General features: G+C 44.6%; 22 protein-coding genes and 1 other annotated feature. Of the genes, 6 read left to right on the top strand and 16 right to left on the bottom strand.

The genetic code is table 11. The features are described 5' to 3' along the window. Positions 1-58 precede the first annotated feature (58 nt). Together AC58QC_RS09725 and AC58QC_RS09720 are read right to left on the bottom strand one after the other, a co-directional pair. Positions 59-742, bottom strand: a complete 684-nt coding sequence (locus AC58QC_RS09725; RefSeq protein ID WP_497414967.1) for a TVP38/TMEM64 family protein — start codon at positions 740-742, stop codon at positions 59-61. Positions 743-924: 182 nt separating this feature from the next. Then, on the bottom strand, positions 925-2,910 hold the full coding sequence (locus AC58QC_RS09720; RefSeq protein ID WP_497414966.1) for a diguanylate cyclase: 1,986 nt from the start codon (positions 2,908-2,910) through the stop codon (positions 925-927). A 349-nt stretch (positions 2,911-3,259) separates the two neighbouring features. Here AC58QC_RS09720 and rpsD point away from each other — a divergent pair, with 349 nt between their 5' ends. After that, entirely contained in the window at positions 3,260-3,859 is a 600-nt protein-coding gene (rpsD, locus tag AC58QC_RS09715; RefSeq protein ID WP_497414965.1) for a 30S ribosomal protein S4, read from the top strand. A 53-nt stretch (positions 3,860-3,912) separates the two neighbouring features. Here the strand turns inward: rpsD and tyrS are convergent, their stop codons facing one another. Beyond that, positions 3,913-5,172: a tyrosine--tRNA ligase gene (gene tyrS, locus AC58QC_RS09710; protein WP_497414964.1), complete on the bottom strand. Its 1,260-nt coding sequence runs from the start codon at positions 5,170-5,172 to the stop codon at positions 3,913-3,915. Positions 5,173-5,223: 51 nt separating this feature from the next. Then, positions 5,224-5,500 (bottom strand) — a binding site (T-box leader). Between the two features lie 127 nt (positions 5,501-5,627). Between tyrS and AC58QC_RS09705 the strand changes: the two genes are divergently transcribed. After that, a complete protein-coding gene (locus tag AC58QC_RS09705; protein WP_497414963.1) occupies positions 5,628-8,759 on the top strand; it encodes a transglycosylase domain-containing protein in 3,132 nt (1,043 codons plus the stop codon). A gap of 118 nt (positions 8,760-8,877) precedes the next feature. Here AC58QC_RS09705 and acsA read toward each other — a convergent pair whose 3' ends face one another. Next, on the bottom strand, positions 8,878-10,602 hold the full coding sequence (gene acsA / locus AC58QC_RS09700; RefSeq protein ID WP_497414962.1) for an acetate--CoA ligase: 1,725 nt from the start codon (positions 10,600-10,602) through the stop codon (positions 8,878-8,880). Positions 10,603-10,823: 221 nt separating this feature from the next. Here acsA and AC58QC_RS09695 point away from each other — a divergent pair, with 221 nt between their 5' ends. Both AC58QC_RS09695 and AC58QC_RS09690 read left to right on the top strand, forming a co-directional pair. Beyond that, on the top strand, positions 10,824-11,462 hold the full coding sequence (locus AC58QC_RS09695; RefSeq protein ID WP_497414961.1) for a GNAT family N-acetyltransferase: 639 nt from the start codon (positions 10,824-10,826) through the stop codon (positions 11,460-11,462). Between the two features lie 68 nt (positions 11,463-11,530). Next, positions 11,531-12,718, top strand: coding sequence for an acetoin utilization protein AcuC (locus AC58QC_RS09690; RefSeq protein ID WP_497415168.1), 1,188 nt, complete (start codon positions 11,531-11,533; stop codon positions 12,716-12,718). 64 nt (positions 12,719-12,782) lie between these two features. On the opposite strand, the gene AC58QC_RS09685 is transcribed toward AC58QC_RS09690, so the two are convergent. The 9 genes from AC58QC_RS09685 to aroA all read right to left on the bottom strand — a co-directional run bounded on the left by AC58QC_RS09685 (position 12,783) and on the right by aroA (position 22,405). Next, the gene (locus AC58QC_RS09685) at positions 12,783-13,484 is read right to left on the bottom strand and encodes a 5'-methylthioadenosine/adenosylhomocysteine nucleosidase (protein WP_497414960.1); all 702 of its coding nucleotides are present in this window, start codon (positions 13,482-13,484) and stop codon (positions 12,783-12,785) included. Between the two features lie 97 nt (positions 13,485-13,581). Next, positions 13,582-14,583, bottom strand: a complete 1,002-nt coding sequence (ccpA, locus tag AC58QC_RS09680; RefSeq protein ID WP_497414959.1) for a catabolite control protein A — start codon at positions 14,581-14,583, stop codon at positions 13,582-13,584. A gap of 221 nt (positions 14,584-14,804) precedes the next feature. After that, on the bottom strand, positions 14,805-15,212 hold the full coding sequence (locus AC58QC_RS09675; RefSeq protein WP_056612481.1) for a hypothetical protein: 408 nt from the start codon (positions 15,210-15,212) through the stop codon (positions 14,805-14,807). A gap of 124 nt (positions 15,213-15,336) precedes the next feature. Beyond that, positions 15,337-15,879, bottom strand: a complete 543-nt coding sequence (locus tag AC58QC_RS09670) for a type 1 glutamine amidotransferase domain-containing protein (protein WP_497414958.1) — start codon at positions 15,877-15,879, stop codon at positions 15,337-15,339. Between the two features lies 1 nt (position 15,880). Continuing rightward, on the bottom strand, positions 15,881-17,620 hold the full coding sequence (gene ptsP, locus AC58QC_RS09665; protein ID WP_497414957.1) for a phosphoenolpyruvate--protein phosphotransferase: 1,740 nt from the start codon (positions 17,618-17,620) through the stop codon (positions 15,881-15,883). After that, on the bottom strand, positions 17,617-19,506 hold the full coding sequence (locus AC58QC_RS09660) for a glucose PTS transporter subunit IIA (RefSeq protein WP_497414956.1): 1,890 nt from the start codon (positions 19,504-19,506) through the stop codon (positions 17,617-17,619). Before AC58QC_RS09660 ends, ptsP begins: the two co-directional genes overlap by 4 nt. Before the next feature lie 308 nt (positions 19,507-19,814). Then, complete coding sequence (locus AC58QC_RS09655) at positions 19,815-20,240, bottom strand: CoA-binding protein (protein ID WP_497414955.1); 426 nt, start codon at positions 20,238-20,240, stop codon at positions 19,815-19,817. 13 nt (positions 20,241-20,253) lie between these two features. Further along, positions 20,254-21,075, bottom strand: coding sequence for a C39 family peptidase (locus AC58QC_RS09650; protein WP_497414954.1), 822 nt, complete (start codon positions 21,073-21,075; stop codon positions 20,254-20,256). A gap of 31 nt (positions 21,076-21,106) precedes the next feature. Then, a complete protein-coding gene (gene aroA, locus AC58QC_RS09645; protein ID WP_497414953.1) occupies positions 21,107-22,405 on the bottom strand; it encodes a 3-phosphoshikimate 1-carboxyvinyltransferase in 1,299 nt (432 codons plus the stop codon). A gap of 263 nt (positions 22,406-22,668) precedes the next feature. Between aroA and AC58QC_RS09640 the strand changes: the two genes are divergently transcribed. Continuing rightward, entirely contained in the window at positions 22,669-22,959 is a 291-nt protein-coding gene (locus tag AC58QC_RS09640; RefSeq protein ID WP_497414952.1) for a rhodanese-like domain-containing protein, read from the top strand. 23 nt (positions 22,960-22,982) lie between these two features. Here the strand turns inward: AC58QC_RS09640 and AC58QC_RS09635 are convergent, their stop codons facing one another. Next, positions 22,983-23,492, bottom strand: a complete 510-nt coding sequence (locus AC58QC_RS09635; RefSeq protein WP_497414951.1) for a shikimate kinase — start codon at positions 23,490-23,492, stop codon at positions 22,983-22,985. Between the two features lie 168 nt (positions 23,493-23,660). Between AC58QC_RS09635 and AC58QC_RS09630 the strand changes: the two genes are divergently transcribed. Then, positions 23,661-23,975, top strand: coding sequence for a hypothetical protein (locus AC58QC_RS09630; protein WP_497414950.1), 315 nt, complete (start codon positions 23,661-23,663; stop codon positions 23,973-23,975). 9 nt (positions 23,976-23,984) lie between these two features. Here the strand turns inward: AC58QC_RS09630 and gnd are convergent, their stop codons facing one another. Further along, positions 23,985-25,400 carry an NADP-dependent phosphogluconate dehydrogenase gene (gene gnd / locus AC58QC_RS09625; protein ID WP_497414949.1) on the bottom strand — a complete coding sequence of 472 codons (1,416 nt, stop codon included), beginning with the start codon at positions 25,398-25,400 and terminating at the stop codon, positions 23,985-23,987. A 32-nt stretch (positions 25,401-25,432) separates the two neighbouring features. After that, a complete protein-coding gene (locus AC58QC_RS09620) occupies positions 25,433-26,200 on the bottom strand; it encodes an SDR family oxidoreductase (RefSeq protein WP_497414948.1) in 768 nt (255 codons plus the stop codon). Between the last annotated feature and the right edge of the window lie 34 nt (positions 26,201-26,234).

Raw genomic sequence — 26,234 nt, 5'->3', positions numbered from 1 at the left:
ACTTGGAACAGGAAGGGAAAGCAACTATAAAATTTCCTACATTCTCCATGTAAGCCCTTTATTTCGTCTTCGGCGCAAGCGCTCTCTTCACACTATTTCCAAGAATCAATAGTAATACTAATATTCCAAGCAATAAGAGCAATCTGCCCTTATATTTCTGAAAATGAAATAGATCATGAGCGATCATCGATTCCAGGAAAACGATTGGAAACTTACCAAGCAACGTGCCCCATAGGAAATGACGAAATTTCATGCGTGTTAGACCCGCAGAGAAGTTGATTCCAGAAGACGGAAGAATAGGTATCAAACGTCCGATTAATACGTAGAAGAAGCCGTGCCTCTCCATCCGCTTACTAAATTGCGTAACCAAAGGAAACCGCTCGAGTTTCTTTTCTACCCAAGCATGTCCATAATAACGTGCAAAATAAAAGGAAGCAATGGCTCCTAAACACGACATTACATAGTTCACAAGAAACCCCATTTTAATCCCAAATATTGCAACGTTAGTACCTGCTACAAGAACGAACGGTATAAACGGAAAGAACGTTTGGAAGAAAATCAAACTCATTCCAATTATTTTACCAGGCCAGCCAATGTCCCTTAAATGTCCAGACAATTGCCGCATGTTACTATGTGCAAGTTTAATACCTACAGGATTATAGAAGAAGAAATAAAGCAAGCCAAGGATCACTATAATAATACAAATGAGCAGTACTGTACGTTTACTTTTAAATGCCGACAAAATTCGACCATCCTCCCTCAGACCAAATCATTGTAACATGTTACAACAGGTTCAGGAAGAGCAAACAGGTGATCGTTATTCTCCCCTATTTCTCATTGATCTATGAAATAAGTTCAACATCCCCCGGCTTCACCCTATTGCATGAAAAAAAGTACTTGTCCGGAGACAAGCACATATATGCGTCAACCGATTTGAATTTGATTACGGCCATTATGTTTGGCCTGGTAAAGGGCCATATCTGCTCGGTAGAAAAGGGATTCTACGCTGATTTTATCCTCTTCCCAATTCCAATCCGATACACCACAGGATACCGTAACTTGTGGATGCGTCTCTTCCATCACACGCCTGCGAATACGCTCAGCAATCCGAATCGCTTGATCCTTGGACACTTGTGGCAAATAGACAGCAAGCTCTTCTCCGCCCCATCTGGCCGCGATATCCATGTCCCTGATGCTGGACTTAATGATCTGGCTCACGTGTATAAGAATCTTATCTCCAATTTGGTGGCCAAACGTGTCATTTACCCTCTTGAAATTATCAATATCTACTACAATTAGAGAACCACAGAAATCTTTCTTCTGCATCAAATTCGCTTGTTCATCCAAATAATGCCGAGCATATAGCCCCGTTAAATTATCCGTAACAACCATTCGCTTCACTTCTGCATGTAAAGAGGCGTTCGTCATCGCCAGTCCAATATGGCTTGAAAGCACTTGTAAAAGCTTGTAATTGTCATAGGAGAAAAAGTTTGGCAATCGGTGGACAATGAGGATGACGCCCTCTACGTTACCATTCACTAGGATAGGTGAACCAATCAATGATCGGGAATTCGTTCTTTGCATCAAACTAGAGCTTACTTTATCATTACTCCAATAATCAGAGATAATGATCGGTTCCTTAGACGAATAGATCAAACCTGAAAATCCTTGGTCTAGTGTACATGTCTCATGAAACATGGCAGGTAAGTTGGTCGCCTGAACAATTAATTGATCACTATCTTTAGAGTTTTGAAGGATGCAGCTATAATCAGCACCAAAAATGCTTAAAATTTCACTAGTAGCTGAATTGAAAATTTCATTTAGACGTAAACTTTGATTAAGCTGCTTTGTAATATCATTAATAAGCCGCAGTTCATTAATCATGAGATTGGATTGTTCGTAAAGTTTCGCATTTTCAAATGCCGTGCCCGCTGAATCAGCCAACAGCGAGATGAATTGCAAATCCGAAGCGTCGATCATTTCATCTGTAAACTCCATGTACAGAACGCCGTACACGCCCTGCTTCCCTGATAAAGGGGCCGCGATGTTTCCTGAACTTGAAACGCTACCACTTGTGGTTGGCTCAAAGATCACTTGACCTTCCATAAAAGCTCGTGTTCGAATATCCGACTCTGTTCGTTGGAAATTCAAAGGCTTCACGGATAGATTCGTAGAATCATTATCTTGAGAAAGCAATAAATCAACTCGCGTGTTGGGGTATACACGCCCCAAACAGTCAATAACTTCTGTCAAAACAGAATGCACATCAATCTTCGCAAGCAGTTTCTTGGAAGCTTCGAATAGAATAACGTGCTTCTTAGATTCTATTTCCTTCAGATGATGAAGGTTATTAAGGCGATCATATTTCCTTTGTTCCTCGACATGGAGAATAGAACTTTGAAAGGAAAGTGCAAGACTATATAGCAATTGTGCTAAATCTTCCATATTTATGCGTGATTGGGTAAAAAGCCCTAGATAAAATTGAATCTTGCCTTGCGTATCCACAACTGGCGAAACCGCAATATGATACGAATTAAACTCTCGTACCTGCCATTCAGCACCATTCATCATCAGTAAATGACCTGCATTTTCACAGCGGGCAAGCGGATTATCTCCACGATCTGCGGCTTTCCAAGAGCTACCTGGTTGCATGAAATTATCAATTGAAGGCGTGTTATTCGAACACGAGTCGATCACGCACAGATGCTCATTTACGCACAACAGGGCGGTTTGTGAAGGCAGCATGTAAGCGCCGAATTGTTGATTCCAGTTCTCAAAGGCATGGTGTAAAATTGGGTTTACCTGCAAACCCTCGTAAGAAAAGTTGCCAGAAAGTATAAAGCCTTGCCGAAGAAACACGTCATAGTGCTCTTTACGACTATGCTTTTGTATACTGCGAAGTTCACTCATAGGCTCTCCTTCACTCACTAACAATAGTCCTTAAGCACCAATTCAAACTACTTTCTTCTATCATACTATTTTTTTTCATCTAATGCACGATATTTTCCTCTCATTGGGGCCGAGAGAGACTTGACACTTTCCCCTGTTTTTAATAAAATTAGAAGTCGAGTAACACCATGATTTCGGTGAATGCCATTTGTGATCACCCTCACTGCTTTTGCTCCTGACAAGACAGCGGCTGAACTACTCTTGACAGGGAATCACTTTATGATTCGCAGCAAAATCGGGCACTTGTCTTCACCCTGACATCTAGATGCTATTTACTAAACTAATTGTCATGAGAAGGAGTTTTCCCTAAATGTCACGTTATACAGGACCTAAATTCAAATTAAGCCGCCGAGTTGGTATTTCCTTGAGTGGTAACGGTAAAGACTTGAAACGCCCATTCCCTCCAGGTCAACATGGCCCAGGACAACGCAAAAAAATGAGCGGTTACGGTGTACAATTGAATGAGAAGCAAAAGCTTCGTCATATGTACGGTTTGAACGAAAAACAATTCCGCAACTTGTTCGACAAAGCTTCCAAGCTTAAAGGTATTGCCGGTGAAAACTTCATGGTATTGCTTGAAAGCCGCCTAGACAACTTGGTATACCGTCTTGGTCTTTCCAACTCCCGTGCAGGTGCACGTCAACTCGTTGCTCATGGTCATGTAACTGTGAACGGCAAAAAAGTTGATATCGCTTCTTACACCGTTTCCACTGGTGATGTGATTTCACTTCGTGAAAGAAGCAAAGGCCTTTCCACTGTGAAAGAAGCTCTTGCTAACCGTAACTACCTTCCAACTTACCTTGAGTTTAACGACGCAAGCGTTGAAGGTAAATACATCCGTTTACCAGAACGTTCCGAGCTTCCACAAGAAATTGACGAGAAACAAATCGTCGAGTTCTACAGCCGTTAATAAAAGCAACCCCCTTAGGGATTTCCCTAAGGGGGTTATTTTTTTACTCATTCTTATTGAAATTTGACAAGGAAGTAATTCTTTTTGCCGCGGCGAATAATGAGGTACGCCTCTCCAAGACGGCCTAATTGATTCGTCGTCGCTTCAAGATCCGTCACCTTAACGCCATTCACTGTCACAGCTCCGCTTTCAATGTCTTGACGCGCCTGACGTTTGGACGGGGCTGCACCTACAGAGATAAGCAGATCAATTAAAGCAACGTCATCTAGCTCCAATGTAGTTGAAGGTACATCTTTGAATGCTTCTTCAATTTCAGTGCGTGACAATGATTGAATATCTCCACTGAATAAGGCAGCAGTTATGTTAAGGGCACTTTCTAACGCTTCTCCTCCATGAACAAGCTTCGTCACTTCCCGAGCTAGAACTTTTTGCGCCTCTCTCTTCTCTGGCTGAGCTTGTACTTCAGCCTCCAGTCGTTCGATTTCCTCATGGGCTTCAAACGTGAAATATTTCAAGAATCGAATAACATCATTGTCAGCTGTTCCTAACCAGAATTGGTAGAACTGGTACGGAGATGTTTTGTTTGCGTCCAGCCAAATAGCTCCGCCTTCTGTTTTACCGAACTTCTGACCATCACTCTTCGTAACAAGCGGCAACGTTACACCAAAAGCGCGTCGGTCCGTTGATTTACCAATCAACTCTAGTCCTGCGGTAATATTTCCCCATTGATCGCTGCCACCAATTTGTACGGAACAGTTCTTCGTTTCATTTAGCTTCAAGAAATCATACGATTGAAGAATCATGTAGCTGAATTCTGTGAACGAAATCCCTTTCGTAATACGAGAATCCACGGAATCTTTAGCCAGCATGTAGTTCACAGTAAAGTTTTTGCCCACATCACGTAAGAACTCAATCACATTCAAGGAGCCTAACCAATCGTAATTGTTCACAAGCTCGGCACTGTTTTCAATTTCTGTGGAGAAATCAAGGAAACGTGAAAGCTGATTTTTTATACTTTGTGACCATGCTTCAACAACCTCTGGTCCGTTCAATGTGCGTTCGTTCGCCTTACCGCTCGGATCGCCAATAAGCCCCGTTCCACCGCCAACTAATGCTAATGGAATATGACCAGCAAGCTGGAATCGTCTCAAGGTTAAAATCGGAAGCAGACTGCCGATATGCAAGCTATCCGCCGTCGGATCAAAGCCACAGTAGAGAACAACGCGTTCTTCGCTCAACTTTTTGTCCAAACCTTCTCTATCCGTAATTTGATGCAGCAATCCACGAAACTCTAAATCCTTCAGAATACTCATGTTAAACCATCCTTTATTATAAAATGAGAAACAAAAAAAGCCTTCTTATCCCAAAGGGACGAGAAGACTTGACTCGCGGTACCACCCTAATTAAAACAGCAGTTACGTACATCTATAACGAAAGTCGTAGGCACGGCGTGCTATTTTCACTCAAGAACCGATAACGGGGTTTAATCGGTAAATACTACTTGTGCAGGCACATTCCTGCAGGTTCCCATTTACTGCTCAAGACCGTAATTCACTAACCTGCAGGTACCGGTTCGCACCCTCCACCGGCTCTCTGAAAGCATCCACAAGCTACCTACTGCTGATCCATCAACGCATTTGTTCTTGTTATAACACAGGATTCCGATGCTTGTCAAACCATAAACTGCACCATTCTCTCATCAGCATTACCGCAAAAGATGCAATTATGGTATACTATTAGGGTTCATGTAAGGAGGATATTGGAACTTATGCGCAATTTTTTCGCGAAATGGAATCGCCCCTGGGTTAGAACTACACTTAAAGTAACTGGGATTACCTTAAAATGGGCCATCATCTGCGTCTTTTTGGCCGGCCTGCTTGGTGGATCCGCCGCTTTCGGATATGTCAGTGCACTTGTTAAGAAAGATCCGATCCGCAGCGAAGAAGCGATTCGCCAGCAAATGCAAGAGAATGCGATCACGGGCTTTGCCTATTTCAATGATGATGCGGTCATTGGACAATTACGTACAGAAGAAGATCGACGTCTTGCACAGCTTGAAGACATCCCGCAGAACCTGTTAGACGCAGTCCTTTCCATTGAGGATAAGGATTTCTACAATCATCGCGGTATCGATTTTCGCGGACTCTACCGTGCGGTTACACAGAAGCTTCTTAATGAAGATGTGCAAACCGGCGGCAGTACAATCACACAGCAGCTAGCTAGGCGCGTTTTCCTAACGCTAGATCGTGATGACGGCCGAAAAGCGAGAGAACTGCTGCTTGCACTTCGAATGGAACGTATCATGTCGAAGGATGAAATTTTGCTTGCCTACTTAAACAAAATCCCTTATGGTAACGGGGCAACTGGCTATAATCTATATGGCATTAAAGCCGCTGCCAAAGGCTTGTTCAACATTGACGACTTGGACAAGTTGAACATCGCGCAAGCTGCTTATTTAGCTGGATTGCCACAATCCCCTTCGCAATACTCGGCATTTACAAGTAAGCCCGCATTCGATGAGGATGGCTACAAAAAAGCGGTAATACGACAGCAATTAGTATTGAAGCGAATGATGGAAGAGAATAAAATCACCAATGATCAATATCAAGATGCTCTGAAATTCGATCTAAAGGCATCGATGCCTGCAGCGGCTCAAAAAGCGTATACAACGTACCCTTATCTGATGATCGAAACCGAACAGGAAGCTGCAGAAATCTTATTGAAGGTCCAGAATCCTACGCTGGATCCGAAAACGAACCCAACCGCTTATAATGATGCACTCAAAAACATACATACACAGTTATTACGCGGCGGGTATCAAATTTACACGACCATTGATAAAACAATCTATGATTCGATGCATGAGATTTCGAGCAACGACAAGAATTTCGCACCAACGGATGAGAAAAAAGGCGGTATTGAGCAAGTAGGCGCCATCATGATTGATTCCAAAACGGGAGCGATCAAGGGCATGATTGAAGGCCGTGACTTCTTCGACGAACAGCTCAATCACGCGACTCAAGCGTACAGACAGCCAGGATCAACGATGAAGCCAATAGCTGCTTACATCCCCGCACTCGAAAAAGGGGTCTTGCAACCTGCCAGTATTGTAGATGATATTCCAATCATTCTCAAAGACGGCGTTAAAGGCTTCCATCTTCCTGAGAACTGGGATCATAAGTTCCATGGCTTGATGACAGCGCGTAGAGCTTTAAATCAGTCCTATAACATCCCTGCTATCGATGTGTTTCTCAATAAAGTCGGCATCACGCAAGCGTGGGATTTTGCAAAGAAACTGGGCATTACGTCACTTACCAAAGAAGATAATGCTGCACAGACAGGTGTTATTGGCGGTTTAAGCCGCGGAACCTCCGTCAAGGAATTAGCAGGCGCTTATGCTTCCATTCCGAATAAAGGCGTATTTAATGCACCGTACTTAATACGTGAGATTAAAGATTCGAATGGCAAAACCATTTATGCCCATGAGCAGAAGCCGCAAACGGTGTACTCACCGCAAAGTGCTTACCTTATTACGGATATGATGAAAACCGTCATTAGTAACGCTAGCCAAGGTACGGCTGCTGATCTCATGAAGAAGTTCAAATCATACGGCAAAATCGAAATCTCTGGAAAAACAGGCTCTACACAAGATGATGCTGATGCTTGGTTCATGGGCTTTACCCCTGATGTAACGGTAGGCGTGTGGATCGGTTACGACCAGCCGATTAATAAATTGTCATCCAAAACTGGCCAAACCAACCATGCCAAAGATATCTGGGCACTCATCATGAACAAAACGATCGAGCAAAAACCGAATCTTTTCCCGAACAAGACATTTGCTAAACCAGACGGTATTGTTTCAGCAACAGTTTCCAGCTTGTCAGGCATGCTGCCGAGTGAATTGACGACAAGCTCGGATCATATGGTAACCGATATTTTCAACAAAAAGTATTTGCCTACTCAAACAGATAATGTCATGGTTAAGATGAAAATCAGCTCACTCAATGGGCTCAATTATGTAGCTCAAGAAAGTACGCCTGCTGACTTCGTGCAAGAGAAGGTCGTTATTAAACGACAAAAATCAATCACCCAATTGTTAAAGGAAATCGATGAAGCGATGCAGAAGCTTCCTGAAAAAAGCAGAAAGCCAATCGATTTCTATAAGCCAGAGGATTACGATGTAGATGCACCAGCCGAGATGGATCCAAGGGCTGATGATGGCAAAGTACCACCAGCGCCAGCAAACGTCGTGACAGTCAAATCTGGTGATACAGCGACAATTACTTTCCAACCGAACACAGATGCGGATATTGTTGGTTATCGCATTTATCGTTCGGACAATCAAGGCAAGTTCCAGCTCATGGGAGGTAAAGTCGTGCTTGCAGGCGCCGAAGCGAAGTTTGTTGATCAACTTCAAACCGCTGCAATAACAGGTTACTTCGTTACCGCAGTTGATGTTGCGGGCAAAGAATCTGTCCCAAGTCGATCCTCTTATACGGACGGAAGCAGCTTAGATTCCTTAATCATTCCAGGTGTCGACAGCCATGGTAACCCACTGCCAGATCTTACACTACCTTCACCAGGAACACCGAATGGTGGAACAACTAGTGGAAAACCGATCTCGAAGGATGCGCCAGCTGCCCCAACCGGCATTAAAGCGAAGGCCGAAGTAGCTTCTCTCGTACTGACCTGGAAACCCAATGATGCCAAAGACAAGGTCAAACAGTATGTGGTGTACTTTAGTGACAAAGAAAAAGGTACGTATACGAAGTTAGGTACCGTTGAGAATGGTACGGAGTTCCACTACTTTGCCGCAGCTTACAATGGTTATTACAAAATTACAGCCATTAATGATGCCGGTGAGTCTAAATTCTCTGCCACAATTGCTTATAATAAATAGTAAAGTTGAGGAAGAACCTGGCCGCTGCCAGGTTCTTTTGTTTTACCACTTATGTATCACACAAAAAAGCTTTCTCTGCACCACGCAGGGTGCGGAGAAAGCTTTATATTGGAGTTAATTAATCTTCAATAGTTGACAAGTCACCGGTCGGCAGGTTTAGCTCCCACGCTTTAAGTACACGGCGCATGATCTTCCCGCTGCGTGTCTTAGGCAGTTTGTCTTTGAATTCAATTTCACGTGGTGCGGCATGGGCAGAAAGCCCTTCCTTCACGAACTTCGAAATTTCTGCTTTCAGTTCGTCCGAAGCCACATAACCTTCACGCAACGCGATAAATGCTTTGATGATTTCTCCACGCATAGGGTCTGGTTTCCCAATCACTCCTGCTTCTGCAACAGCAGGATGCTCAACAAGCTTGCTCTCTACTTCGAATGGGCCAACTCGCTCGCCTGCTGTGTTAATAACGTCATCAACACGACCTTGGAACCAGAAGTAGCCATCCTCGTCTTGATAAGCGGAATCCCCAGAAACGTACCAGCCAGTCAGACGGAAGTACTCTTCATATTTGGACGGGTTGTTCCAAATTTTACGCATCATAGATGGCCAAGGCGTTTTGATCGCAAGGTTCCCCATCCGATTCGGAGGCAGAACGTTTCCAGCATCATCAATAATAGCAGCATCAACACCCGGAATTGGGCGACCCATTGAGCCTGGTTTAATCGTCATGGATGGATAGTTGCAAATCAATTGTCCGCCTGTCTCAGTCATCCACCACGTATCGTGAATACGTTGGTTATATACCTTCATTCCCCATCTAACAACTTCTGGGTTCAACGGCTCTCCCACACTCAATACGTGGCGAAGCGCTGACAAATCGTACCCAGCTGAAACATCGTCGCCAGCACCCATCAACATGCGGAAAGCAGTTGGCGCACTGTACCATACGGTAACTTTATATTTCTGAAGTGTATTGTACCAGTCTTGTGGACTGAAACGACCTCCGCGGATCACATTCGTCGCGCCATTCAACCATGGAGCGAAGATCCCATAGGAAGTTCCTGTTACCCATCCTGGATCGGCAGTACACCAATAGATGTCATCTTCTTTTAGATCAAGTACAATTTGTCCCGTATAATAGTGCTGCAGCATCGCATTCTGAACGTGGAATACACCTTTCGGCTTCCCAGTTGATCCCGATGTGTAATGAATAATTAATCCATCCTCACGATCCAACCATTCGATATCAAGTTCTGTGGAAGCGCTCGCCATTTCTTTATGGTAATCAACTTGTCCTTCACCTAATTCGATATTCTCCCCAACGAGGATCACATGCTTCAAGTGTGGAAGTTCATTGTAAGGTACACGCGATAGCTGACTAGGTGTCGTGATAATCGCAACAGCTTCACTATCCGCCAAACGATCTCTAACCGCTGTTTCCATAAAAGCTTCAAAAAGAGGGCCAACAACCGCGCCTACTTTAAGTGATCCAAGTAAAGAATAATACAGCTCAGGTGTCCGCGGCATGAAAATAAAAACTCTCTCGCCTTTGCCAATGCCTAGACCTCTAAGCACATTCCCGAACTGATTGGATCTTTCTTTCATTTGTCCAAATGTAATCGCTTCATCACGTGTGCTGTCGCTGTAATATAAAGCAATTTTATCCTTCTTTGCGCCTTCCGCATGGCGGTCAATGGCTTCATACGCCATGTTCACTTTGCCTGTTTCGTGCCAGGAAAAGCTTTTCTCGATCTCTGTCCAATCAAATGTCGCATGTGTTTGTTCGTAATTTTCCATGTTAGGATTAAGGGATACTGATTTAATGAGTTCATCTTTGAATTGATCCATAAACGTAAAACCCTCCTCACGAGATAAACCGCTTTCACTTTACTGATGAATTCGAGCAAAATGTGATCGATTTTTGACATGTTCTATTATAACACACTCAGAATATTTCGCCTATGTTTAAGTTTTGCTATGATTTCGCACGAAATTTTGGTATATAAATACTATGAATCTTCGTAAAGGAAATGCCTATCATGCTGTTTTTTAGAAGGAGAGCCAAGGTTATGCAGCATATCAAAATCTATCACTCACAAAGCTTGCGCACTGCTCCCGACCAGCCCGAAATTATTATTGAGGGTCCCGTTTCACCTGAAAAACTGCAAGATCTCACGATGCACACGAAGCTCGACGCCTTTCGTCGACCTAAGGAACAACTCGAAGCACTCATTGAGATTTCGCAATTACCTGAAGGCCGGATCATTCTAGCTCGAGATGGCTCTACGATTGTCGGCTACGTCACTTTTCATTATGCTGATGAAATTGAGCGATGGTCACAGGGCAATATGAAGGATTTGATTGAGCTCGGCGCCATTGAGGTGGCTGATGATTACAGATCGATTGGTTTAGGCAAAAAGATGATCCAGCTCGCCTTTGAAAGCGATCAAATGGAAAATGTGATTTGCTTCACAACAGAATATTATTGGCATTGGGATTTGGAAACCAGTAAATTAACCGTTTGGGAATATCGTCAGATGATGGAGAAGCTTATGAAAAGCGTCGATATGATCTGGTTTGCGACTGACGATCCTGAAATATGCTCACATCCCGCCAACTGTCTCATGGTGAGAATCGGGAAGCAAGTCCCCATCTCGTCGATCGAGCAGTTCGATCGGGTACGTTTTCAACAGCGCTTTATGTATTAGCTCCAGGTGATGAAGATAATCGCAGATCTTCAAACGAAATTGTTAGCCAATTCGGGGGAATTTGGAATATGAACAAGAAGTTAACGCAACCTGTGTTTATATATGATGATCAAGAAATTCAATATAAATTTAATGATAACCATCCCTTCAATCAGGATCGTCTTATCATGACGGTAGATCTGCTGCGCAAGTCTGGCGCACTCCCTGACAGCGCTCTGCTCACTGCTAACTCAGCGACAGAGGCGGATCTGCTCCGCGTGCATACAGCTCCTTATATCGAGGCTGTGAAAGCACTAAGTGCGCCTGTGCCTGATGAACGTTGGGTGCGTGAGGCCAACCGATTCGGGCTAGATACGGACGACACCCCCTACTTCCCTGGAATGCATGACATCACAGCGAAGGTTGTAGGCGGCTCTATCCTTGCCGTAGACCTCGTTATGTCGGGCCAAGCTCCGCACGCCTTGCATTTAGGCGGCGGGCTCCACCACGCCCTTCAGAGCAAGGGTGCGGGCTTCTGCGTCTATAATGACGCATCCGCAGCCATCGCCTATGCTAAAGAAAAGTATAACGCTAAGGTGCTGTACATCGACACAGATGTGCATCACGGCGATGGCGTGCAGTGGAGTTTCTATACTGACCCGCAGGTCGGCACGCTCTCCATTCACGAGACGGGGAAATATTTATTCCCTGGCACTGGCGCTGTGAATGAACGCGGAGAAGGCGACGCGTTCGGTACTTGCGTGAACATTCCGGTGGAGCCATACACCGAGGATGATTCCTGGCTGGAATGCTTCAGCGAGGTGCTTACCGAGCTGATCGCCCGCTTCCAGCCGGACGTCATTATCTCGCAGCATGGGTGCGACGCGCATGCCTTCGACCCGCTCGCGCATGTGCATTGCTCCATGCGCGTGTACAAGGCCATGCCCGAGCTTATCCATCGACTTGCGCACCAATGGTGCGAAGGTCGGTGGGTCGCGCTCGGGGGCGGCGGGTACGACATCTGGCGTGTCGTACCGCGGGCTTGGAGCTTGCTCTGGCTCGTGATGAGCGAGCAGGCGATATTGAGTCAGCTGGAGGCGGAGCCCCAGCTGAGGCTGCCCCAGGCGTGGCTGGACGACTGGCAGAGCAAGAGCCCCGTCCCACTCGTGGAGACATGGCTCGACCCGGTTGAAGCATGGGCGCCGATTCCAAGGCGCCAAGCGATTACCGAGAAGAATCGGCAGACGAAAGAACTCGCCATGATGTATTTGAAGTAATACTCTCGATGAAAAAAAAGCTCAGAACCCGCCAGTTTGGCGATGCTCTGAGCTTTTATCTTTTTTACAGCGATTTAACCATCTCTTCAACCATTTTATACGAATTCTCCGAAGCAATCACCGTAAACTCCGCGAAATTAACATGCGCAGAGCCATCCGCTTTATCGGACATGGAGCGTAGAACCACGTATGGAATTCCGTTCATCGCACAAACCTGTGCAACCGAAGACCCTTCCATCTCAACACATACGCCGTTTAACTCTTGATGGAGGCTAGCCACCACTTCCCTACTTGCAATAAACTGGTCTCCTGACAATACTCTGCCCTTCTTCACTTTACCCGCGAACAATTTCTCACCAGAAGCTACGGCTAAATCAACAAGCTTGCTGTCAGCAACATACACGGAACTATCCGCGTAAGGGATCACGCCACGAGGAAATCCAAGTGCAGTCACATCCATATCATGTTGTACGCACTCTGTAGAAATAACAAGATCGCCAATCTGCAACTCAGGATCCAATGCTCCTGCTACGCCAGTGAAAATAACTGCTTCAACACCGAACTGATCAATTAAAATCTGCGTAGTAACCGCAGCATTCACTTTCCCCACGCCTGTTCGGCAAACTACGACATTTTTTCCAAAGTAAATTCCTTCTCGGAACGTAATCCCCGCTTTCACAGACTCGCGTACATCTGTCATATGAGCTACGAGCAGCTCGATTTCTTCATTCATCGCACCGATAAGGGCTAGTTTATTCCACGTCATCTTTATGTCCTCTCTCTCTCTTCCTACATGAGAAAACCTCCACCGCGCCTCTTCCATAATGGAATGACACGATTAGAGGTTTATTTTTCACTTAAGCTTAAGCTTTAACCGAATTACGGTTAATGATTTCATGCGGTAAAATAACTTGCATATTATCCGTTGATTCTTTATTCATCAGCTTGGTCAGAAGTCGCATCGACACAGCGCCGATATCATACATCGGTTGAGCCACAGTTGTCAAAGTCGGTCTTACCATGGATGCCATGCGGATATTGTCCACACTGATCACGGCAATATCTTCCGGAACGCGAAGACCATTATCTTGAATGGTATGGATAGCGCCAATCGCCATTTCATCTGTTGCTGAGAAAATCGCAGATGGTTTTGGTGAAAGCTCCAAGAAATAATTTACAGCATCCACACTTGATTCGTATCGGTAGTTACCAATTCGCACATACTCATCACGTAATGGAATACCAGCCGTTTCAAGTGCACGTTTGTAACCTTGATATCTTGCAAAACCATTTGCTGGATCCTGAAGCGTTCCCGAGATCATAGCAATGTCACGATGACCTGCTTCGATAAGCACATTCACAGCATCAAAGGCAGCCATCTCATGATCGATATCAACGGAAGCCATCGCTTGGTTCTCATCCTTCGTACCGCACAATACGACTGGAACGGAGGAAGTACGGAAAGCTTGGATATGTTCTTCCGTTACAACACCACCCATGAAGAGCAGCCCGTCCACTTGTTTCTCAAGCAACGTGTTTATTACGCGAATTTCTTTCTCTTTCTTCTTGTCCGCATTACACAAAATAATATTGTAATGATACATATTCGCAATATCTTCAATCCCACGTGCTACTTCAGCAAAAATGGAATTGGATATATCGGGAATGACAACACCAACTGTCGTCGTCTTCTTACTTGCCAAGCCTCTTGCTACCGCATTTGGACGGTAACCCAATCGTTCAATGGCTTCAAAAACCTTCTTACGGGTTTGCGGCTTCACGTTCGGGTTATTGTTGACCACCCGAGATACGGTTGCCATGGATACGCCTGCTTCTCTCGCTACATCATAAATGGTTACGGTCACGGTTACTCTCTCCATTTTCACAAGTATTCTGCGAACCTAGTATATTATCGTTATGATACGACAAATTAATCCATCTTGCAATGCAAAATGAAAATGCTTTGAAAATAATTTTCATTTTATTTTCAAAAGGTTCACAAAACCTCCTATCGAAGCCATTATACTTTCCAATATGGACTCAAAAGAATAAAAGCCAACCTCTTAACGAGATTGGCCGTCCATATTTAAGTTGAGATTGCGCTTTGAGTGATTTGTGATAACCGTTTGCGAATTTCCTCAGCCCAAGGCTCATCCCCTAGCGATTGTGCTAGCAATAAGATGTCCAGCAGCTCATTAATTCGTTCTTCCACAATTTTCTCCATGGAATCATTCATACGCTCTTTTTCTGTTACTTTCAATAGGAGAAAGGCAACCTCGGAAACTTCATGGAAGAAAAATTGCTGTTTCTCTGGTTTACTTCCCAGCCTACCGATCAGACCGGTAAGTTCAGGCTTAACATGAGGAACGACCTCACTTCGTCCACAGGCCTCACATGAATAAATAGGAACATTCTCGATATCTACTTTGCTTTGATAAATAACCGTGCGCAGACGAAGGTTCATCGTGCGTCCGCACTTACAATACTTTTGCATTCTAACACTCCTTCACTGACAGGCGGCATGTACATGAGTTGCTTGTACTATGTTATTCTACGATATCGTCAGATTTCCTTCTGAAATATGCATAGTAGTTTTTGCCACCTTTGGAAGTGAAATGTTACTTTTCCTGTTGTTTGCTAAACAATATGACCTCATCCACAAAACGTTTGGAAAACGCAGGTAGATCTGGCGGTCTACGCCCAGAAATAATGTTGCGATCAACGACCACTTCTTCATCGACCCAAGTTGCCCCAGCATTTTCGATATCATCACGAATACCTGGCGTGGACGTCATCGTGTAGCCATCTACGATTTTAGCTGAAATCAACACCCAGCCTGCGTGACAAATTTGCGCGATCGGCTTAACATCCGCATGAAACTCCTGCGTTAGTCTAAGAACGTCGGCATAGCGGCGAAGCTTGTCAGGTGCCCAACCTCCAGGTACATATAGGCCAATATAGTCCGAAGACTTAACCTCATCGAAAGCATAATCTGTCGTGATTGGAACGCCATATTTCCCGTGGTAAACCGTTTTGGCTTTAGGTCCTACGATATCTACAACAGCACCTGCTTCACGCAAGCGGTAAACCGGGTACCACATTTCTAAATCTTCAAACTCCTCATCAACAAAGGCGAGTACCTTCAATCCCGCTAATTCCATATTAATTACCTCCTACAATGGATTCCGTTTGTTCAGTTTGAGCAAGCAGCTCCAAGATTTCATCACTGGTTCTGCATACTAAAATGCGATCTACTAATGCTTTGCATGTCGCGGCATCACTGGTAAGCAAGCGGTGCTTAACCTGCAAGAGCGTCTGAACGGATATGCTCAGCTCTTCTATGCCTAGTCCTAGCCAGATTGGCAGAGCTCGGATATCTCCCGCCATTTCCCCGCATACGCCGACTGGAATGCCGACACGCTTACCTGCGTCAATCACTAGCTTGAGCAATCGAATAACGGCCGGATGATAGGGATTATATAAGTGCGCGATATTCTCGTTCATTCGATCCACAGCTAATACGTATTGGACGAGATCATTCGTACCAATACTCATGAAATTCACTTCGCTTGCAAGTACATCAGCAATTATGGCCGCAGCTGGAACCTCAATCGTAAGTCCAACCTCAATATTGGCATTAAAAGGGACACCAAGACTGCTTAGCTCCAGCTTCGCTCTTTCTAAATGTGCTTTCGCTTGACGTACCTCATCAACAGACGTCACCATTGGATACATAATCTTTACATTACCATAATGACTAGCTCTTAAGATTGCTCTTAGCTGCGTCATAAATAGATCCGTACGATCCAAAGAAATACGAATCGCCCGATATCCCAGAAATGGATTATCTTCTTTGGCAAGCGGCATGTAATCGAGCTTCTTATCACCGCCAATATCCAATGTGCGGATGACAATGGGGCGCCCTTTAAGCTGCATCGCCGCGTGTCGATAGACCTCGAATTGCTCATCTTCACTAGGTAAGGAATCTCGATCCATGTACAGGTATTCCGTACGGAACAGCCCCACACCTGAGGCACCATTTCGTAGCACTTGATCAATTTCCATGACAGAATTAATATTCGCATGCAGATTCACAAAGCTCTTATCTAATGTCAATGGAGCTACATCAGCAATTTCTTGCAGACTTTCTTTGAACTCCAACCAATTTTTCTTACGTGCCTGGTATCGCTCAATTGTCGTCTTGTCTGGGTTAATATACAAGGTACCTTCTTGTCCATCAATAATCAGGAAATCGCCATTTTGAATAGGACGCAGAAGCTTCCCTTCTAGACCAAGCACATAAGGAACAGACATCGCTCTGGCCATGATCGAAACGTGCGAGTGCGTGCCTCCCAGAATTGTCAAAAGTCCCAGCACATTCGTAGGGTCCAAATGAGCAAGCTGTGATGGAGTAAGCTCCTTAGCAACAAGAATGTAAGGATGGTCAATGGGAGGCACTGTTGTGCTTGTATCCCCTAATAAATGCTTCAAGAGGCGATTACCGACATCTTTAATGTCCAGCGCACGTTCTTTCATGTATTCATCATCAATTAAATTAAACATGCCTACAAATTTATCAATGACTTCTTTTACCGCTACTTCTGCGGCTTTGTATTGCAACTCAATAATACCTTGAATTTCATTCATGAAAATGGGATCTTCCAAAATCGCCAAATGCGCATCGAAAATATAAGCTTGTTCTTGCCCAACCACTTCTTTGATCTCTTGCTTGATTAGCTCTAGCTCATCTTTAGAATGCCGAATGCCATCATATAATCGTTCGAATTCATAAGCTAAATCCGTCACATCAATCATTTTCTCTGGAAAATCCCATTCCCAAGTGGGGATAACAAAAGCCTGCCCCATGGCGATACCCGCTGATGCACCAACACCTCTTATCATCCGTTCGTCCCCCCCTCGGATTTAGTTGGCTTAAGGACTACGGACATAACAGAGCCTTGGCCTTTCTTTACTGGTTTAAACGGAGCAAAGCTCCATGATTTCACAACATCAGGATTCGTAATAATCATTGGTGTTGCTAAGGAAGAAGCGAATTTCTTCACTTTGTTATAATTAAACTTCACTAGCAGCTGGCCTGCTTCCACGCGATCGCCTTCCTTCACCACCGCATTAAAGCACTTCCCTGGTAAGCTGGACGTATCGATTCCGATGTGCAGCAGAACTTCAAGGCCTTCATCCGTCAAAATTCCTAGCGCATGCATAGTTGGGTAAATGTGCATGATTGTACCTGCAACGGGTGAAACCAACTCTCCCTTATCAGGAATAAAAGCAACACCATTACCGACTAGACGCGAAGCAAAGATACGATCGGGCACTTCCTCGATCGGAATCATTCGCCCCTGCATAGGTGAAGTAAACAAAACAACATGAATATCTTTGCGTAAAACTTTCATGATTTCTTCACGTATAAGCTCTGAAAATGTTCCAAACACGACTTGAACATTGCCTCCTCCAAGACGTATGACGCCTGCTGCTCCTAAGTGTCGTAATGCCGTGATGTCCATCAAACGATCATTGACAAGTGTAAGTCGCAATCGGGTAATACAGGCCTCAATCTTCTTAATATTGTCTTTCCCACCAAGTGCCTGCAAAATTAACGGAGAACGATACGGAATGTCTCCAGCCCATTCTTCTAAGGATGAGCCTTCTTCCCTACCAGGTGTAGGAATTCGAAACTTCTGAATTGCCCATCGGAATAAGAAATAATAAAGTAAACCATAGACAAGCCCAATTGGAATCAACAATAAGCCATTGTGTGACAAGTGCAAATTAATAATATAGTCAATTGCCCCAGCTGAATAGGAGAATCCATGGTGGATATTCAACTCATAGGAAATCCACATAGCTACGCCCGATAGGAGCGCATGGATAACAAACAAATAGGGAGCCACAAATAGAAATGCAAATTCAATCGGCTCTGTCACACCAGTTAAAAATGAAGCCAATGCAGCTGTTAAGAATGTAGCCTTGATTTTCGGCTTTAAATCTTCCCTTGCTTCTCCGATGATCGCGAAAGCAATGGCTGGCAAAGCAAACATCATAATTGGGTACAAGCCTGACATATACATGCCTGCTGTAGGATCACCTGCGAAAAATCGGGGTAAATCGCCGTAGGCGTATTGTCCAGATGGTGTCTCGTAAGCCCCAACTTGAAACCAAAAGAAATTATTTAAAATATGATGCAAACCAGAAGGAACCAACAGGCGATGCGCAATGCCATAGATGAATGCACCGAAGCCTCCTAAACCCAGTAAGCCACTTGAAATTTTACCCATTACCGTCTCTAAATAAGGACCAATCGCGATCATGATATACGACACGATGAGCGTTGAAAGTCCCATGACAAGCGGCACCATACGGGGGCCACCGAAAAATTGTATGTACTCCGGGAGCTTAATCTCCTTACACCGGTGATAGATGATCGCGGCTAGTAAGCCAATCAAGATCCCGCCAGATACGCCTAATTGAAATTGCGGGCCTAGCCCATGCTCAATAAGTCGGGTAAACATAAAATACCCTAGCATCGCAGATAAACCAGCTATGCCAGCACTTTCTGTTAAGCCCAATGCCACACCGACAGCGAAGATAATTGGTATGTAATCAAAGATTGTATTTCCAGCCAATGACAGCATATCTCCAAAACTTGAAGCATGTATGCCATCCCAAGGTAAATCCCCTAGACAAAGCAGCACAGCAGCAATAGGAAGCGCAATGGTAGGCAGCATTAAGGAGCGGCCAAGCTGTTGTAAGTTCCCCATCCAGTTCAAACGAATGCTACCTCCTTAGCAAATTCGATGAGTATCTCCCTCTTAATCATTAGATTCTCTTATTAAATCGTAAAGCTTGTTCGTACTTTTGTCAAAAAAAATACGCAAAATGCCTATCCTATTTGGGTATTACTACACAGTAAACGTAAAAGTTGACTAAGTTACAAAGCAACAGTCATACTTTACTTGTACCCCATTTCATAATGATGTGCTGAAAGTTTATATTCCAACTTATGAGAAAACCGCTAATCGATCTCCTGCAAAGGCTATCGACTAGCGGTTTTATTTGATTTATGCGTCATCCAAGATTAGTTGTTTCGAGGATTCAGAATGGCATCTTCCACTTTGATGCAACGGTCCATAATAACCTCTAAGCCTGCTTCACTTGCAATTCGTCCAGCTTCTTCATTCACAATGTCTAATTGCAGCCAGAATACCTTTGCACCAATCTTAACAGCTTCTTCGGCCACAGGCACAACTGTCTCAGCACGACGAAACACGTTTACGATATCAACAGGCTCAGGGATATCAGATAAAGAGGCATAGCATTTCTCGCCTAGAATTTCATCGGCATTCGGATTAACAGGAATTATGCGGTAACCTCTACTTTGCATGGCTGCTGAAACCATATAAGATGTACGATCTGGTTTATCCGATAAGCCGACTACTGCAATATTCCCCGCATTAGCAAGCAGTTCCTTGATGTGTTCTCTGGACGGATTTTCAAATGTCATATGGATCGCTCTCCTATTTATTCAAGTAGGTTAGACCTTGTTTGCCCATAGCTGTCCAACTGTCAACAAACTGGGCTTTGTTGACTTGCACTTGCTTTTTCCCACTCAACGGGTCGTTTAGGTACACATTGGTTTCATCAAAGCCAACAAGTACAACGGCATGCTCTGAATACGTCGTTTTTAGTGGACCGATGGGTGTATCCCAGGTTACCCATTTGTAAGGTTGATTATAATCAATCGTCGTCCAAACAATAACAGGTATACCATACGCGACTTGCTGCTCATACAGTTCAAAAGCTTCGCCTGTAATATCAATCGCTTGCGGGATATAGTTCTTCAGCAGTGGAAACAATCCAGCCGAGTAGATACCGAATCCTCTTTGCTTCCGGAAAACATCCCCCACAAATCCCGTATTCGGATTGCCCCAATACCCGATAGATCCGTCTGCGTTAAGCGATGCAGGTGTACGATCTCTTGGCATTTCTGCGACGAGCTCCATCTTCGTTTTGTTCACCCCGTAGAAATGCAGCAGCATCGTGAGACTTGTAATCTCACAGCCTGCGGGCAATTCAGGCAGCTGTTCGAAGATGGGGACATCCAGAATCGCAGATTTTATTGGTGCATGCGTGGGCGAAGGTGTCGGCTTCACAGTGACCTTCGTCGTTGCGGCGGGTTTATCAACTGCTAAGACTACTGGACTAGACACGAATAAAGCTGGCTCTTTCCCCGTCGCCTTTGCATAAAGCAAGACAGCAAATATGCTGCTAGCAAATGTAAGACCTGCTACGAGAAATAATCCAAACGTCACCTTCAATCCTTGCCAAATAATCCTCATGCTGACTCACCCATTCATTGTAATTGAGATTCTAAGACTCGCTCACAAGCTCAACCTGTGCGCCGATCGAGCGCAAGTGGTCGAAATATTGTGGATAAGACTTGGCCACATGATGGGCATCTCGAATCGTTAAACCTTTCTCAGAGCGTAATCCAACCACAGTCAATGCCATAATAACGCGATGATCGAAGTGCGCATTAATTTCAACGCCGCCTTCAACACCTTGTGGCTTCCCATGAACGATAATTTCACTCTGACGCTCTTCTACATCAGCTCCAGCTTTACGAAGCTCATTCAAATAATCTGTGATACGATCACACTCTTTATACCGCAGGTTTTCAACATTGTAGAAACGTGAAGTCCCTTCCGCAAACACAGCCGCTGCAACCATCGCAAGTACTGCATCTGTAAAATGATCACCATCAAATTCTCCAGCAACAAGACGTTGATTCCCACGAACATGAACAACACCATTGTCATGCGTAAGATGAACACCCATGGCTTTCAGAACATCCACACAAGCCTTCTCACCCTGCTTGCTGTTCTCTTCTAAACGAAGCACACGCACATCCGAGTTTGTAACCGCAGCGGCAGCTAGAATAGCTGCCGAGCCTGGGTAGTCGCCTTGGATCACATATTCCTTGGCTTCGTATGATTGTCTGCCTGGAATACGGTAGTGCATTAAATCTTCACTGGCGTGAACGACGATTCCTGCCTGCGCCAATACTTCCAAGGTTTGACCAACAATAATTTTGGATTTCAAATCATGCAGAACTTCAATTTCACTGTCTTCTTCAAGTAAAGGAGTCATAAACAACAGGGAACTCAAGAACTGGGAGCTCACATTACCCGAAACGGTAATTTTACCGCCACGAGGTTGTCCTCCTTTAATCGTTATCGGCAAACGGCCATTATTATGTTGTACCTCCACACCCATTTGCTGCAAAGTATCGATTAAATCATCATGAGGACGTTTACCCAAGGATTCTGGATACGTATTAACGAATGTCACATCCGGGCAAAAAGCAGCCGTGGACATCAAAAAGCGAAGAACAGCTCCGGCATTGCCAACGTTCAGTTCAGACACATGCTTAGGGTTCTTACCAAAGCCTGTAATCACAATTTTCTCATCATCTTCTTCTATAATGGCGCCAAGATCTCGCACACAGCGTCTCATGGCATCACTATCTTCACTATGAGCTGGATAATAGATTGTGCTTGTCCCATTCGCTAGAGCACCGATTAGCAAGTAGCGAGTTGTGTAATTCTTAGAGGATAACGCATTAATTTCTCCTTGTAGATGGGAGGTTGGTTTTACGATGGCTTTCATGTCGATTGATAACTCCTTCGCAAGTAGTTTATATGTATATCCGGCATGATGAACGTCAGAAAACAAACATCATTAGGATGATAGAGATCCAAAGATTTATTGACAGTGTACCATACGAAATCTAACTTGGAAACCTACTTCCATTGCAGGTTAATCGAGAAAAAGCTAGATAAAGCAACGCTTCGTTTGACATCCATGCGTTATATTTCTATCATACTAAGTAAGGAGACTTCTTCCGATATCACAACCATGGAGGCCTAAGTATGGATACAATTCTACCATCCGAGATCAAAGCAAGACTTGCCCAAGGTGAGAAATTGACGCTTATCGACGTTCGCGAAGATGATGAAGTAGCTGAAGGCATGATTCAAGGCGCAATGCATATTCCATTAGGCCAATTGCCTGACCGTCTAAGTGAGATCCCTCAAGTCGACGAGGTCATTCTGGTTTGTCGCAGTGGAAATCGCAGCGGACGTGCACTAGGCTATTTAGAAGCTAATGGCTATAAAGGGCTCAAAAACATGATCGGCGGCATGCTCGAGTGGGAGGACTAAGCTGCAAAGCTTGTCTTCCCGCCCTAGTGGAGACCAGCTTGCTGAATGATGCGATCTGCAATGTGATCCTCAGATAGTTCCGTCGTATCTATGGTTAGATGCGCGAAATCATAGGCATGCTTCCGTTGTTCCATAAGGGTATGTACGCGTTCTTCCAAATTACCTTGCAGCAAAGGCCGATTGGTATCTGCACTTACACGCTGGATTATCGTCTCTGCTGTTGCACTCAAAGCGACGACAAAGCCATGCTGCAGCATGCACGCTCGATTAAACGCAGCGAGTACTGCACCGCCTCCTGTTGCAACTACTTGTCCTTCACTCTCTAATATACGTGTCAATGTCTCTGTTTCCAGCGCGCGAAAGTGAGCTTCACCATGATTCCGAAATAACTCGGAAATACTTGTCTGTTGAACTTCTTCCAGCACGGCGTCAGAGTCACAAAAATGCCATCCTAAACGCTCTGCAAGCTTCCTGCCTACAGTTGATTTCCCAGTTCCCATGAATCCTACAAGCACTATATTTCTTACTGTCACACAAATCCCCTTTTCTCATATGCTAGTCATACAAACTTTCCCAACATCATACCATAGCACTTCCAACATGAATACAATCCACCGAAAAATCATATAGTAGTGTGAATAAATTCTAGCACAAACAGTTAAGATTTTAGAGAGACCATGCCGACAAGGAGAGATGGAGCTTTGAACCCTACTGTTTTGAACCAAACTGTCGCCTTTACGAATCGCACACAACGCAAATTGGAGCAGATTTTGCACCCAAGCTATACGCTATGCAAAGAGGATGTCGTCTGGATTCTAGAATTTATTAAGAAAAAAGTGGCTGAAGAAGACCCGCTGATGCAAGGTCTCACTCAACCACGATTATTGAGAAACTTCCGTTATTTTGCCGAGGTCTCCCTCATGCTCATCCATAGGCGGAATGGCTTCGATCAAGAGGCTGACCGACTGAAAATGTGGCTTCGAGAAGCCGCCTACGGCTTACAAGAAGAGGCTTAACACCTGTTCCTACTCGTTCCCCATCCAGTTGTAGTGGAAGGATCCTTCTTTGTCCACACGTTTGAACGTATGAGCACCGAAGTAATCACGTTGCGCCTGCAACAGGTTAGCCGGCAATCTTTCTGTGCGGTAGCTGTCATAGTAAGCAAGTGCAGATGCGAAGGAAGGTACCGCGATACCGCGAGTAACTGCTTCTGCGATCACTTGTCTCCATGATTGTTGGTAGTTATCAACTACACCTGTGAAGTAGGAATCAAGCAACAGGTTTTTCAATTCTGGATTGCGATCGTACGCATCCTTGATATTTTGAAGGAAGCGAGCACGGATGATACAGCCGCCGCGGAAAATCATCGCGATGCTGCCGTATTTCAAATCCCAATTATATTCCTCAGAAGCTGCTCTCATTTGAGCAAAGCCTTGTGCATACGAACAAATTTTGCTTGCATAAAGAGCTTGACGAACAGCCTCGATAAATGCTTTGCGATCCCCTGTAAATGCTGGAGCATCAGGTCCTTTGAGTACTTTGCTCGCCGCTACGCGTTCTTCCTTCATCGCAGAGATGAAACGGGAGAATACGGATTCTGTGATGATGGAAAGCGGCACGCCAAGGTCCAGAGCACTTTGACTGGTCCATTTTCCTGTTCCCTTTTGTCCTGCGGAATCCAGAATCACGTCAACCATTGGTTTGCCTGTTTCTGCGTCATATTTCGTGAAGATATCGCGCGTGATTTCGATTAGGTAGCTGTCCAGCTCACCATTATTCCACTCTGTGAAGATCTCATGAAGTTCTTCTGTGCTTACATTCAATACATCCTTCAGCAATTGGTAAGCTTCGCAAATCAACTGCATATCTCCGTACTCAATGCCGTTATGCACCATTTTTACATAGTGGCCCGCACCATCTGGTCCGATATACGTACAACAAGCATCTTCGCCAACTTTGGCAGAAATAGCTGTAAGAATAGGCTCTACCAATTTATAAGCGTCTTCTTGGCCGCCTGGCATGATAGCAGGTCCTTTAAGCGCGCCTTCTTCACCGCCGGAAACACCTGTTCCAACGAAACGAATACCGTGTGCTTCTAACTCTTTGTTTCGGCGTTGTGTGTCAGGGAAGAATGCATTTCCTCCATCGATCAAAATATCACCTTTATCCAAATGCGGAAGCAATTGGTTGATTGTATCGTCAGTAGGTCCGCCTGCTTTGACCATGATCAAAATTTTGCGCGGCACTTCAAGGGATTGAACGAATTCTTCAACAGTGTATGTACCAACAAGTTGTTTACCAGGTGCTTCTTGAAGAAGCTCCTTCGTTTTCTCAGCAGAACGGTTGAATACGGATACCGTAAAGCCTCTGCTTTCAATGTTTAATGCTAAGTTTTTCCCCATTACTGCTAAACCTACAACACCTATTTGTTGCTTAGACATGTCTCTCATACACCCTTCCGATATATAAATAGTTAAATCGTCATCGCGCCAAAACCGCCATCTACTCTCAAAACTGTGCCTGTCACAAAGCTCGAAGCTTTCTCTGAAGCCAGGTACACCGCAGCACCTTGAAGCTCGGCAGCTTCACCAAATCGATTCATTGGCGTATGACGCATAATGGATTCGATTCGTTCAGGCGACAAAATCTTACGATTCTGCTCTGCTGGGAAAAAGCCAGGAATAATTGCGTTCACACGCACGCGACTCGGAGCGAACTCACGAGCTAGGTTCTGTGTGATATTATTCACAGCTGCTTTGGAAGCGGAGTAAGTGAATACACGAGAAAGTGGTGGGTCAGAGGAAACGGATGAAATATTAATAATGCTTCCGCCTTCACCGCGTTCAACCATGTATTTCCCGAACACTTGGCAAGCTAACACGACACTCTTCAAATTTACCTCCATAATAGAATCCCATTCTTCCATGGAAATGTCAAAGAAAGGTGTCGCACTATTTTTACCTGGACAATTCATAAGAATATCCGCACTGCCCGACCAAGCAATAACATCCTGCAAAACTTGCTCTAAATCTTCACGTTTGGTTGCATCCGCTTGGAAGGTCTGTGCTTCGCCGCCGATTGCAGCAATGCTCTCGCGAACCTGATCGCTTTTCTCTTGATTACGTCCAACGATGGCTACTTTAGCGCCATGTCCAGCCAAGGCTAATGCCATGGAACCACCAAGTGTACTATTACCGCCAATAATAACTGCTGTTTTCCCAGTAAGATCGAATAAATTCATTGTCGTCATCCTCTCGATTAATGTTGCTTGGCAA

This window comes from Paenibacillus sp. J22P51, from assembly GCF_059692215.1.
The sequence above is the reverse complement of the archived record's forward strand: the minus strand, read 5'-3'. Positions and strand labels throughout refer to the sequence as shown.